The 12438-nt window shown below is 63.5% G+C and carries 14 protein-coding genes and 1 pseudogene; 6 read left to right on the top strand and 9 right to left on the bottom strand.

Annotation, left to right across the window (positions count from 1 at the left end):
* Window positions 1-42 precede the first annotated feature (42 nt).
* Window positions 43-255, top strand: a complete 213-nt coding sequence (locus CBI38_RS29170) for a helix-hairpin-helix domain-containing protein (protein ID WP_109334441.1) — start codon at window positions 43-45, stop codon at window positions 253-255.
* A gap of 53 nt (window positions 256-308) precedes the next feature.
* Here the strand turns inward: CBI38_RS29170 and CBI38_RS29165 are convergent, their stop codons facing one another.
* Window positions 309-1007 carry a Clp protease N-terminal domain-containing protein gene (locus CBI38_RS29165; protein ID WP_109334439.1) on the bottom strand — a complete coding sequence of 233 codons (699 nt, stop codon included), beginning with the start codon at window positions 1005-1007 and terminating at the stop codon, window positions 309-311.
* Window positions 1004-1204, bottom strand: a complete 201-nt coding sequence (locus CBI38_RS38025) for a hypothetical protein (protein WP_162603157.1) — start codon at window positions 1202-1204, stop codon at window positions 1004-1006. Before CBI38_RS38025 ends, CBI38_RS29165 begins: the two co-directional genes overlap by 4 nt.
* On the opposite strand from CBI38_RS38025, the gene CBI38_RS29160 reads away from it, so the two are divergent.
* Window positions 1136-3505, top strand: coding sequence for an FdhF/YdeP family oxidoreductase (locus tag CBI38_RS29160; protein ID WP_109334437.1), 2370 nt, complete (start codon window positions 1136-1138; stop codon window positions 3503-3505). The genes CBI38_RS38025 and CBI38_RS29160 overlap by 69 nt on opposite strands.
* 166 nt (window positions 3506-3671) lie before the next feature.
* Complete coding sequence (locus CBI38_RS29155) at window positions 3672-3908, top strand: sigma factor-like helix-turn-helix DNA-binding protein (RefSeq protein ID WP_109335449.1); 237 nt, start codon at window positions 3672-3674, stop codon at window positions 3906-3908.
* Window positions 3909-3954: 46 nt separating this feature from the next.
* Here the strand turns inward: CBI38_RS29155 and CBI38_RS29150 are convergent, their stop codons facing one another.
* Window positions 3955-4737, bottom strand: a complete 783-nt coding sequence (locus CBI38_RS29150; RefSeq protein ID WP_109334435.1) for a winged helix-turn-helix transcriptional regulator — start codon at window positions 4735-4737, stop codon at window positions 3955-3957.
* Window positions 4738-5183: 446 nt separating this feature from the next.
* Between CBI38_RS29150 and CBI38_RS39405 the strand changes: the two genes are divergently transcribed.
* Window positions 5184-5495 (top strand): sortase domain-containing protein, encoded by a 312-nt coding sequence (locus tag CBI38_RS39405; protein WP_230989998.1) that lies wholly within the window; start codon window positions 5184-5186, stop codon window positions 5493-5495.
* 337 nt (window positions 5496-5832) lie between these two features.
* Here the strand turns inward: CBI38_RS39405 and CBI38_RS29140 are convergent, their stop codons facing one another.
* A complete protein-coding gene (locus tag CBI38_RS29140) occupies window positions 5833-6282 on the bottom strand; it encodes an ANTAR domain-containing protein (protein WP_109334433.1) in 450 nt (149 codons plus the stop codon).
* A 407-nt stretch (window positions 6283-6689) separates the two neighbouring features.
* Between CBI38_RS29140 and CBI38_RS29135 the strand changes: the two genes are divergently transcribed.
* The gene (locus CBI38_RS29135; RefSeq protein ID WP_204164844.1) at window positions 6690-7334 is read left to right on the top strand and encodes a PAS and ANTAR domain-containing protein; all 645 of its coding nucleotides are present in this window, start codon (window positions 6690-6692) and stop codon (window positions 7332-7334) included.
* A gap of 152 nt (window positions 7335-7486) precedes the next feature.
* Here CBI38_RS29135 and CBI38_RS29130 read toward each other — a convergent pair.
* Together CBI38_RS29130 and CBI38_RS29125 are read right to left on the bottom strand one after the other, a co-directional pair.
* Window positions 7487-7844: pseudogene (locus CBI38_RS29130) on the bottom strand (AMP-binding protein); the annotation flags it as partial.
* Between the two features lie 777 nt (window positions 7845-8621).
* Entirely contained in the window at window positions 8622-9236 is a 615-nt protein-coding gene (locus CBI38_RS29125; RefSeq protein WP_109334431.1) for a TetR/AcrR family transcriptional regulator, read from the bottom strand.
* Window positions 9237-9533: 297 nt separating this feature from the next.
* Here CBI38_RS29125 and CBI38_RS29120 point away from each other — a divergent pair, with 297 nt between their 5' ends.
* A complete protein-coding gene (locus CBI38_RS29120) occupies window positions 9534-10358 on the top strand; it encodes an SDR family NAD(P)-dependent oxidoreductase (RefSeq protein ID WP_109334429.1) in 825 nt (274 codons plus the stop codon).
* A gap of 86 nt (window positions 10359-10444) precedes the next feature.
* Here the strand turns inward: CBI38_RS29120 and CBI38_RS38570 are convergent, their stop codons facing one another.
* From CBI38_RS38570 to CBI38_RS29100, 3 genes are all read right to left on the bottom strand, one after another.
* On the bottom strand, window positions 10445-10750 hold the full coding sequence (locus tag CBI38_RS38570) for a hypothetical protein (RefSeq protein ID WP_109334427.1): 306 nt from the start codon (window positions 10748-10750) through the stop codon (window positions 10445-10447).
* 403 nt (window positions 10751-11153) lie between these two features.
* Window positions 11154-11333 (bottom strand): hypothetical protein, encoded by a 180-nt coding sequence (locus tag CBI38_RS29105; protein WP_109334423.1) that lies wholly within the window; start codon window positions 11331-11333, stop codon window positions 11154-11156.
* Window positions 11334-11657: 324 nt separating this feature from the next.
* Window positions 11658-12428, bottom strand: a complete 771-nt coding sequence (locus CBI38_RS29100) for an SDR family NAD(P)-dependent oxidoreductase (protein WP_109334421.1) — start codon at window positions 12426-12428, stop codon at window positions 11658-11660.
* Window positions 12429-12438 lie beyond the last annotated feature (10 nt).

Below are 12438 nucleotides of genomic sequence, written 5' to 3'. Positions count from 1 at the left end.
CGATGCCCGTGTCGGACGGAATGGCTTCGGTACCGTGTCGGAATGAGCACCCGCGATGTTCCGGCACAGATTGGCGACCTTCCTCCGATCGGGCGTCCGGCGAACAGCGCCCTGCTCGAGGCGGGCATCACCACCCTGGCGCAGGTGGCTGCTCGCAGTCGTCGAGAACTGCTCGCCATGCATGGCGTGGGTCCCAAAGCTGTTCGAATCCTTGAAGGCGCTCTCGAGGAAAGCGGACTCGCCTTCGTCGAGTGAGCACCGGCGGTGGGTGGAATCCCCGGCCGACTGACTGCTGACCGGAAGCGGCACTATTCCTTCGTTTCCGCTGCGCCGAGCGCCGTCAGCAGGAATCTTTCGGCGGCATCGGTGTCGGCGCCGAGGCGGCGGAGGGGACCCGGGTTGTCTGTTTCGTCGGCCATCAACGCGAGCAGCATGTGTTCCGTTCCGATGTAGTTGTGCCCCAATCGCAGAGCCTCGCGGGTGGATAATTCGAGCACCTTCTTCGCGCCTGCCGCATAGGGGATCAGAGCGGGGGATTCGGCGTCGGCCGGCCCGGCAGCGAGGTTTGCCTCCGCGGCTTCCCGGATTGCCTGCGGTGTAAAGCCCTGGTCGGCGAGCGCCCGCATCGCGAGGCTGTCGGGCGCGCACAGCATGCCGAGCAGCAGATGGGCCGACTGAATCTCGGACAGTCGCTGCGCCCGCGCTTCCTCCTGCGATTGGACCACCGCCTGCCGGGCCTTCTCGGTGAAACGCGCGAACATGTTGGCACTGCCCTTGGGTGTGAACCGCTGCTGGGCGGCCTGCTTCGTGACACCGATACAGCCACCGATCTCCGTCCACGACGCACCGCTACGCCGCGCTTGATCGACGAAGTGGCCGATCAGGTGGTCGGAAATTTCGTTGAGGTGCTCGGCGGTCAAGACCGCAGCCGTCAACTGTTCGAGGGGTTGATCGGGATATCCGGAGCGGATTCCGTCGATGAGGTCGTCGAGTCGTATTTTCATCATGCGTCAACGGTAGATTGACGCATGATGGCCGTCAAGGCCGGATTGACGATGCGCATTTTTCTCCAGCCGACGCCGCGCCGCGCGAATACGATGTCAGGAAGAACGTCGAGCCGGACGGGAGACTGATCATGCGTCACCACGATGAGGGCCGCGATCACGACGAGGCCGACCTCGAGATCCGACCCCAAGAAGATCATGCCGCCGGCCCCACTGCAGTCGCAGTGTCGATGAAACGTTCTCTCGAGCATATGGGCATGAGGCGGACGGCCGAGACTCTGCTGCGCCTCAATCAGGCCGAGGGATTCGACTGCATGAGCTGCGCCTGGCCGGACCCCGACCCGGGTCATCGGCACAAAGCCGAATTCTGTGAGAACGGCGCGAAGGCGGTTGCGGAGGAAGCGACCCGGTCCCGCGCCACTCCGGAGTTCTTCGCCCGGCACAGTATCGCCGACCTCGACAGTCACAGCGAACACTGGCTGGGGCAGCAGGGGCGGATCACCCACCCCATGGTGAAGCGGCCCGGGGCGACGCATTACGAACCGATCGACTGGGACGACGCGTTTGCCCTGATCGGCGGCCAGTTGAAGGCGCTCGACAGCCCGGACGAGGCCATTTTCTATACGTCCGGTCGGGCGTCCAATGAGGCGGCGTTCGCGTACCAGCTCTTCGTTCGCGCTTTCGGTACGAACAATCTGCCCGACTGTTCCAACATGTGCCACGAATCCACCAGCATCGCCCTTCAGGAGTCGATCGGCATCGGCAAGGCAAGTGTCGTGATGGAGGACGTGTACGACGCGAAACTGATTGTGCTACAGGGCCAGAACCCGGGCACGAATCATCCGAGGATGCTGTCGGCGCTGGAGAAGGCCAAGCAGAACGGTGCGACGATCCTGTCGATCAATCCGCTCTGTGAGGCCGGTCTGGTCAACTTCAAGAATCCGCAGACCCCACGCGGCATGGTGGGATCGGGTACCGACCTGTCCGACATGCACCTGCCGATCGCGCTGAACGGGGACCTCGCCCTGCTTCAGGCATTCGGTTCGCTGCTCGTCGAATGGGATGCTCTCGATCACGCTTTCATCGACCAGTACACGATCGGCTTCGAGTCGTGGAAACAGCATGTCGCCGCAGTCGACTGGGACGTCGTCACCGAGACGACGGGGCTGTCCCGGGAGCAGATCACCGACGCCGCCACGTTGCTTCGGGACTCCGACGCCACCGTGTTCTGCTGGGCGATGGGACTCACCCAGCATCGAAACTCCGTGGCCATCATCAAGGAGATCGCCAATCTCGCACTGGCCCAGGGCAATATCGGGAAGCGTGGTGCAGGGTTGTTTCCGGTTCGCGGGCACTCCAACGTGCAGGGTGACCGGACGATGGGTATCTGGGAGCGTCCGCCCGGGCATTTTCTCGATGCCCTGCAGAAGGAATTCCGTTTCGATCCGCCGCGCGCGAACGGGTACGACACCGTCGACTCGATCCGTGCCATGCGCGACGGCAAGGCGCACTTCTTCCTCGGGCTGGGCGGCAACTTCGTTCAGGCCGCCCCGGACACCGAGGTGACCGCGGCGGCGCTCCGCGAGACGCGCATGACCGTGCACATCTCCACCAAGATCAATCGTTCGCACCTGGTGTGCGGGGAGACGGCGCTCATTCTGCCGACGAAGGGACGCACCGAGAAGGACGTTCAAGCGTCCGGTCCGCAATTCGTATCGGTCGAGGATTCGACGTGCGCGGTTCACGCGTCGCGGGGTCCGCTGGACCCGGCCAGTCCACACCTGGAGTCGGAAGTGGGCATCGTGACGCGCATTGCCGAAGCCACCATCGGTGACCGCTACGGAATCGACTGGAAGGGGATGCGGGACGATTACGCGAACATCCGGCTGCACATCTCCCGCGTCGTGCCTGGATGCGAGGGGTACGAGGTGAACGTCCGCCGTCCGGGCGGTTTCATCCTTCCGCACCCGCCGCGTGACTCCCGAACCTTCGAAACTCGTTCAGGTCGTGCAGAGTTCGCGGTGTCCCCGATCGAGGTCCTGCAGGTGCCGCCGGGGCATCTGATCTTGCAGACCCTGCGAAGTCACGACCAATTCAACACCACGATCTACGGGTACAGCGACCGCTACCGGGGCATCGAGGGTGGCCGCCGCGTCATCTTCATGCACCGCGACGACATCGCGGCGCTCGGATTTGATAACGGCGACATGGTCGATCTCTTCACACGCTGGGACGCCGACGAGCGGGTCCGGTGCGCGCAGAACTTCCGCATCGTCGACTACGACACCCCGCGCGGCTCCGCCGCCGCCTACTATCCGGAAACCAATCCGCTGGTGCCGCTGGATTCGACGGCGCTGGGCAGCAATTGCCCTACCTCCAAGTCTGTCGTCATCTCGCTCGCCCGAGCGAAGGGGCGGGACGGCAATCAGACCGGCGACCAAGACGAGGTGGGCGCTGACTGGACACACAAGGCCGACCCGGAACCCCACCACCTGTCCTGAGTTCGTCCGCAGTTCGCCACTGTGGCCCCTTACCGTGCTCTGTTCGACGGGTGTCACCCATGCTCGCCCGCGCAACATCCCGGCTGATCGGGACGCCGGTCCCTTCCTCACGGGACATCGGGCCCGGCACAGTGAAGCGACTTCGACGAGCGAAAGGCGAGCCGTGGTGACCATCGATGACAAGAGCGCAACGCGGCCGTCGACGCTCCTCGACGCGCTACCCGAGCGGTATCGGACGGTGCTGCGCCTGCGGCTCGCTCATCGGTTGCCGGTCGAGCAGGTGGCCCGGGTTCTCGGCACCTCGACCGAGACTGTGCTGCTCACCCAGCACGCCGCGATGAACCTTCTCCGGCGAGAACTCGCGGACGGACGCCGCAATAAGATCGAACGCTGGATGCCGTGAGTCAGGTGGCCCGCACCGAATACTCAACGCACGACGGCGCCGCAACTCACACCGCATCCGACAAGGTGTATCCCGCGTCAGCACAGGTGTTTCGGCTGCTTCGGGCAAGGAGTGCCGAAACCGGGTGCTCGTCGGTCTCGGATTTCAGTCTGAAACCGACGCCGCGCACCGTATCGATGATGTCCGGTGCCCCGTGAGATTCGAATTTGCGGCGTAGTAGATAGACACACGTGTTGAGGACGTTCGACTTGGTTCCCGCCGGCAGCCCCCACACTTCCTGCAACAGTTGTCCCCGGCGGACTACGCGGCCGGCATTGCCCGCGAGAGCGACGAGCACGTCGAGTTCGGTTCTACTCAGCGCGATGCGGGCAGTGCCGACGTTGAGCACTGCGTTGTCGGTGTCCACGGAGACGCCGGACGAGGTGGACGAATTCGACGACGAGCGAGCTGGCCCCAGTCGTCGGAGGAGAGCGCGAAGCCTCGCGATAACCTCGTCGACGTTGACGGGAACACACATCACGTCGTCTGCGCCCGCCTCGAAGTAGGAACACCGGGTTTCCTCGTTCGCGAACTCGTCGACGACGAGGATGCCCGTTCTCGCTCCGAAAACACGCAAGACTCGGATGGTGTCCAGCGCCTCGAGGTTTCGTGAACGGGCGTCGACGATCACCACGTCGGCACGCCGCACGACATCTGCTCCATCGAGCGTGGCGGAACCGGGCTGCACGTGCATTCCCGCCGAGCGTAGGTACCCGAGGAGCCATGGTTCGGCGCTCGGAAGGAGGACAACCGTTCCCGGAACGGCGCCGTGATCGGCAAAGGAGTACATCGGTGGGCCCCTCCCTCCTGCGGCTTCGCCGCCCGTGAGTACTTCTCAACCACGGGTTGTTAATAAGTACTCACGGGTCAGTGGCAAGATCGGGAGAATCGACGGGAGTGTTACTGCGATCATTCTGAGTTGCCGACGCTGAGGGTGCAGAGGATGCACCCACTCATTCCGCTCCGGTGACGCGGGGCAGCCGGACCCGAACGCCGACTGGTCGGAGTCCGGCCCGGGCCCCGAGTGGCCAGGCACCGAGGGGACGATGGGCAGGGCGAAACGCTGGTGGGTATTGGCGGCAGTCCTGTTGCTGGTCGCGACGGCTTTCTTCGCCCTGCGCAGTTACCAGAATTCGACTGATCCGCAGCTGACACCGCCCACGGCGACCGATACCGTGCCGGCACAAGCCGGGTTGGTACAAGTTCGGTCCGGCTCCGGGGCAACTGGGTTCGGCCGTGATCCTGGGGCATGTCGACTCACACGAGGGGCCGGCGGTGTTCCACCGAGTCAAAAACCTGAAGGCGGGAGACTCGGTCGAGGTGAGCTTGACAGACGGCAACGTCGCCCATTTCTCCGTTACCAAGGTGGAGACATATCCGAAGAAAGAGCTCCCCGCCGAGCAGGTCTACGGCACACACGGCGACCACACTCTCCAACTCGTCACCTGTGGAGGGGAATTCGACCCGCACGCCTGTAGCTACCTATCCAACGTGGTGGCCTACACCTCCTTGGTCGATATCACTCCGGCGGCCACCAACCAGAAATGACCGGACCCCCCGGGCCCGAGCAAATTTCACGGAAGGAGGCGAAGGCAGCCACGGCCCCCGTCGTACAGCGAAGAGAGTGCTTGCATAGGGCGGGGTTCGCCCCGTTGCGAATCCGTAGGGCCGCGGCAACAGCAACGGATCGGTCAACCCTGTCGGTCATCTACCGCCCCGGCTAACGCACATCTCATCTGCACGTCATCTCGGTTGCATAACCTATGGGCTGTACCGGACGTTGCGGATTTACTCTTGGCAGGCTCCAGGATTTCGATCGAGAACCGCGCGTCCGATCACAACTCGGCAAGGGTCGCTCAGGATCTGCAAATGCTGTCGGTGAAGATCAGGTGCTGTCGGAATCCTCGGGCCGGAATCTGAGTCGGGCGGCGATGATGTCCTGGGCGATCACCGTGATCCTGCGGTGTTGCGCGAACGCCACAGCCCGTAGTCGGGTGAGGGCGTCGGCGGGAGAGACCCGAAGCTGGGCGGCCATCATTCCGGCGGCTACGTGCACTGTGCCGCGCGGAGACAGGGCGGGGTCGACCATCGTCGGGTTGCGCGAGGGATCGAGTTCCTCGACCACGATCGGGCGGAGCGCGGCGGCGTAGCCGGCCGCGGCCCGACAGCGCTGGGTATCGAGCCGGCCGGGCTGGGTGCGGTAGAGCTCGAGGACCCCGATGCGGGCGCCGTGGAACAGGCAGAGGGGGAAGGCGAAGACGGCGCGAACACCGAGGTCGGCTATTTCGGGGACGAGCATCGGCCACCGGGTTCGCTGCGGCGGGATCCGCCACATCTGGGTGTAGTTCGGGCACCGAGGAGCGATACGCGGTAAGGCCGGGGCCCTCGCCCAGGGTGAATTCGAGCTCGCCGATCCGTTCGGCGGTGATGTCGGTTGCGTACACCAGGTCCCGACTGGTGTCGCTGGCGAATACCGCGATGGCTATGCCGTCGACACCGACGTCGTTCGAGCATTGCCCGCACAGGGTGCGAGTGCGGGCGAGAAGGGACACCGTGTGATCGCCGTCGGGCTGAGCTGGGTTTTGTTCGTCGCTCATTTCCCCTACTGTCCCCGGCAGCGCGACCGCAAACAGCCCGCGGCTCACGCCACGAACCTCCGTATGGGTGCACTCGCTACCTCGGCCGGCGACACCCGGCGGGGACTCCCGCAACCCTCCCGCAACCGATGCGCTAGAAATAGGCGTGAATTCCGAGCAGGTGGTCGGTGGCGGTGAGCCGCAGCGGGTGGGCAGTTTCCGGTTCCTTCTCGCCGGCCAGCGGTGGGAGTGGTCCGACATCGTCGCCCGCATGCACGGATACCAGCCGGGTGAAGTCGACCCGACCACCGAGTTGTTGCTCGCGCACAAGCATCCCGAGGACCACCCGCAGGTCGCCCGGGTTCTCGATCGGATGGTCACCGATGCCGAACCGTTCAGCAGTAAACACCGCATTGTCGATACCGCCGGCAAGGTCCGCCACGTCGTCGTCGTCGGTGACCGTCTGCACGACGACACCGGCCAGGTGATCGGCACGACCGGGTTCTACATCGACATCACCGATTCGCACACCAGTGATGTGAAGGACTCCGTCGACGAAGTGGTCGCCGAACTCGCGCAGTCACGGGCGGTGATCGAGCAGGCCAAGGGGGCGCTGATGCTGGTCTACGGCATTTCCGCGGATCGGGCGTTCGATATCCTCGCCTGGCGATCCCAGGACACCAACACCCGGCTGCGCGCGATCGCCGAATCGTTCGTCGCCGGTCTTGCCGACCTCGACCCTGACGAGGCCGGGCTCCGCCGCCGCGTCGATCACCTGCTGCTGACCGTGCACAGCCGCCGGGACGCCTAGTCTCTACAGCAGGCCCCGGATAATCAATCGTGACGTTGGCCGATCAGCGTTCCTCGCACCCTGATGACGTGAGCCTGCCCGGTCGGCCCCGATGAACTTCAACCATTGATGCACTAGACGGATCGATCTGACCCCCCAAGATCGACCGGTGGGTCGACCTCGGCGCAGTAGATGTTCTCTCCACAGGAGATGATCATGTCCTTCTTGCGGTCGACGATGTGAAAGAAGCCATCCTCGGCTTGTCGTCCAAGGTCGCCGGAGTGGAGCCACCCCCGGCGAACACCTCCGCGCGGAGGCATCGGGGCGCTGCCAGTAACCGGCCATCACGGTCGGACCTCTGAAAACGATCTCTCCGACCTCTCCGGTAGCGACCTCGTGCATCTGGTCGTCGACGATCTTCACCTCGACCGATGAGGTCGGGATGCCTACCGATCCGAGCTTGCTCAGACTGTGGGCACCGTCGAGGTAGCAGGCGAATCCCGTGCTTTCGGTCTGCCCGAACACGGCCACTGTCTCGGGCCAGCTCTCCCGGTCATGACGCTACGTGTGACGGGGCGTACAAGAAAGGGGTCGATGCACATGAGGGATCAGAATTGGGCAGTTGCCCAATCGCGTGAAGCGAGTCCCATACTGAACTCAATGGACTGTGTGTTAGAGAAACGGACTATGTACCACGGCTTTGACCAGGTGCTTGCCGCTTCAGCGATCGATCAGTCCCCCAGAACGTCTGGAGGCACGTACATGACAAGCACGGAGGTGGACGCCCCGCAGCATTGGGGAGTGGCCGCGCAGACATCGACATCATCGCGCTGCGCCAAATTGGCCTGCGCTACCCGGACACTGCACTTGCTACTGGTAACCCTGTATATCAAGATTGGTCGTATTCCCCGATCCTCGGCGACTACCCTGGCGGGCGCCATGCCGTCAGGGTTACCTGACGGTTCGTGGCTTGACGGGTAAGACCGAGTTACCGGCAGCCTGCGCCGTCTGGATGAATTCGTGACGGTGCGGTACCCGACCGAAGCGCCCTTTGAATGGCGGGTCTGGCCCAGCGTCGAAACCCTTTGGTCTTGTTCCGCACTGGCTCGATCCGACGGCAGCTGAAGACACCCCACGGCCGTCTACGGCGCGGTCGCGGATGCTTTCGGAATGGATTTTCGCCATAGCGACAGGGTTGACGTGCAGATCGCCTCTTACGGGTTCAATCCTGCCGATGTTACCCACGTCGTGGTCTCACACGCGCCTCGATCTCACCGGTGGCCCGAAGCTGTTTCCTCATGCGGTGCCTCACAACCCCTGCAGTCTCATACATTCGGTGTCAGTACCTTCAGTGGGACGGGCAGTTCGCCGCAGTAGTCCTCGGAGATGGTTCAGTGCAGCGTCGGTCGGTTCCCGATCGTCGCCGGTGATCTGTTCGAGTATCAGACCTTCGGCTGCTGAGTAGATGAGGTGGCTCAAGGCCGGGTCAGGCTCGAGGCCGGCCAGCGTCAGTTCCGTGCCGATGGCATCGACGTAGGCATCGCGCACTCGCCGCACGTGGGGCCTGAGTCCGGGACGTCGCCGCGACTCCAGCATCAGCTCGAATTGAAAAGCCTGATCTACCGCGTCTACTTCTGCGAATGTCGACAGACCTGCGAACAGGGCGTTCAGATCACCGCTACCGGGCCGGGTACTGATCGTTGCCACACTTCGCGCGAAAGAACGTTGCAGCGCCTGCTCTACGAGTGTGTCGATCGAGCCGAAGTGGTGTGCAACCAACGTGTGGCCGACACCGGCCTCGGACGCGACCCGCCGATAGGTGAGGCGACGAAGTCCGTCATCAGCGACCGCGCGAATGGCTGCGTCGAGGAGGGCATCGCGGCCCTTACCGTACCGCGACTCGGTTACGCCGTAATCGACCATATCGACATCGCCTCTACTGGTTGGAATCGGGCTAGCAACCGCACACAGCTCCAAGTCCGACTTACGATCAAAGCATTGATTATTGCGTGGGAGTAGTGCATTCTCGTACAAATGGTCACATTAGACCAAACGTTCAAGTTGGCGCGACTGGAACACGAGCTACGTCAGCGCCGAGACGAAGCGGTTACGACTCCGGTGCACACGGATTCTTCCCTCCGGCACTCCCGGCACTCCCGGCGCAGCCGAACCGCGCTGTAGGCCGACATTGGTTCGAGAATCCACAAGAAGAGACGCGAGATGACATTTTCTGACACTCGGCACACTAGCCCGGTCGTCCTGATCACGGGCGGTGGCAGCGGCATTGGTGCAGCGACCTGTGAGGCTCTTCGTGCGCTCGGGTGGACGGTAGTGATCTGCGGCCGCCGCCGCGAGCAGTTGGATCAGGTTGCACATGCGACCGGCGCGCATCCGGCAATCGTCGACATCACCGACCCCGATGCGACACGGCGGCTGGTCGAGGGCACTGCCAACCAGTTCGGCCGCTTTGACGCCGTGGTCCTCAACGCCGGTATCGTGCGGCCCGGCCCGGTTGCGGAATTGTCGGAGCAGGATTGGGCGTCGGTGGTGGACACCAACCTCACTGCCCCCTACCGATTGCTGCACCACGCCCTGCCCCACCTGATCCGCAGCCGCGGATCAGTTGTCGGTGTCTCGTCGGTGAGCGCGCTACGTGCGTCGGCCGGGACCGCAGGCTACAACGCCACCAAAGCAGCTTTGACGATGCTCGTGCAGTCGGTGGCGGTCGACTACGGCCCGCAAGGGGTCCGGGCCAACGTTGTCTGCCCAGGCTGGACGCGCACCGAAATGGCGGACGCGGAGATGGCCGAATATGCCGAGGCCAGAAAGATCGACCCCGAACAGGCCTACCGAATCGCTACTGCGCTTGTGCCGTTGTACCGTCCGGCGCACGCGTCCGAGGTCGCGGCCACCATCGCCTGGCTTGTGTCCCCGGCAGCGTCTTATGTAAACGCAGCGGTCATTCCAATCGACGGCGGACTACAGGCCGTCGATCCAGGCACTGCCCCATTCGTCGACACCCTGCAGTCCGTCGATCCGTCCTGATTGGTATCGCAGGTTTCGAAAACTGTTGTGCGGTGACAGCCGGTGTCGGCTGCCACCGCCACTGGGCGTGGGTTCTTCGCGTGGCTCTACAGAACTTGTCGTCGTCCGGAGGTCGCTGCTGCGATGAAGGCGAACGAGGCAATCAAGCAGACGGCGGAGAAGATCAGTATTCCGCCGAACCCGGATGAATCGATGAATACACCGGCGATGAAAGGTCCCAGTGCGAATCCGCCTCCGATCATGAGGTTCACGGTGTTCATGACCTGGCCGCCGCTTCCTACCCTGGACAGGGTCGAGAGAAGATAAGGCTGGATTAACGTCCAGGCGAAATTGAATACGATTGCAGCGGTGACGAACTGGACTAGTGACGGGCCACCCAGGAGAAGGAGCACGCTCGTCGCTCGTTGCCATCACTACGTAGCCGGCGGCGAGAATTGCCCGTCGGCGTGGTGTCTCGCCGATCCAGGTGGCGATCAGCGCCGACGCGATACCCGCGACTGTGGCGACGGACACCGCGGATTCCGAAACTCTGCAGGGTCTCGATGGCGTGGGTGCAGCTTGCCGCGTGGAGATCGGTCGAGTCCGCATGTGGTGCGGCATAGGCGCGTTCGACGGGGATAAGAGCGGCCTCGACCAGGATAAGAGCGGCCTCGACCAGTACGCCCACCGGCTATGAGGTTGCCACGTCTCGCGCGATGCGGCCACCGTCGGGATCGTCTGTGCCCATGCCGAGTCCCGCCAGGGACATGGCTCGTGTGCTGAGCCACCGGTTGTGACAACTGTCGTCTCTGAGCATCACCGCTCGACCGCCGGCTGCAACGCCCAGCCAGTGCTTGCGTCGAGGGATGCCACCTCGTCGAGCAGATGGCTTCCCCATCTGCCGCCCACCACCCAGGCGTCCTCGTCGAGTTGTTCGGACCAGGCGGCAATGGATGCGAGCACCGCGTCGAGATCGGCGTTGCCGTCGAGTTGCAATTCGCCAAGCCGGAACGGCCAGTAGGTGGTGATTGTGCACGTCCCCGAAGCCCCGACATCAGGAAAGCACCGCCGTGGTCCACGACCTACTCGTCACCGGTCAGTTGCTCGGTTGTCGGGTCGATAGAGGCGAATCACGCCACCGCGGACCAGCATGCTCGTGGCGGTAGGTCGATCTGCGTCGGCCGTCCAGATCGTGGCATTGGTGTGTAGATATCCAATCGAGTCGCCGTATTCGTCGTGAGAGATGATGTTCTCGAGTGGAGTTCGATGGGAGTGATTCTGGGTACGAGCAGTGATCCGCCGACGCGGCGAGTCGGCCGGTCACGACGATCCGAAATCGAGGGTTCCGATCGCGGCTCTGCAGTGCATTCCGAAATCGACGATCGGGCTGGTTCCATTGGCAGGTTCGCTGATCGGAGACGCGAGAAACAAAACGTGACGAGCAATCTGATCGGCGGACACCACCGGGAACGATGCGATGTCGAAACCCTCCGCGGCATCGAGGTCGGCGCGCGACATCGGAGTGTCGACGATGCCCGGACATACGGCGTTGACCCGCATGCGCGGGTGGTCGACCGACAGAGATCTTGCGAGCATCACCAGCGCGGCTTTGGACACGCTGTACGGTGTCATTCCCTCGAACGCAATGAACGCCGAGTCCGAGGCCACGAACACCAGTGTGCCGATGTCGCTGGCGGACAGTGCTGCCACGGTGTGATTGGCCAGTAAAAAATTTCCCCGGACGTTCACCGACTGGACCTGATCCCAGTCTGCGGCGTCGATTTCGTCGACCCTGCGGCCCACCGGGCCCGATATTCCTGCGCATCCGCACACGGTGTCGAGACTGCCGTAGGTCTCGAGGGTGTAGCGAACAACAGATGCCACGTCTGTCTCGTCCGTGATGTCAGCCCGGACGAATACCGCTTCGTGCCCCGCAGCGCGTAACTCGTCCGCTACCTGTTGCCCTGCCGCATCTCGGTCGACGATGACAACTCGGGCCCCCTCCCGCGTGAGCGCTTCGGTGACAGCGCGGCCGATCCCGGACGCGCCTCCCGTGATCAGCGCGACTCGGTCATTCAGGCCCAGATTCATGTTCTGATCC

Source organism: Rhodococcus oxybenzonivorans, from assembly GCF_003130705.1.
Lineage (GTDB): Bacteria > Actinomycetota > Actinomycetes > Mycobacteriales > Mycobacteriaceae > Rhodococcus_F > Rhodococcus_F oxybenzonivorans.
This window is presented reverse-complemented; position numbering and strand designations above follow the sequence as displayed.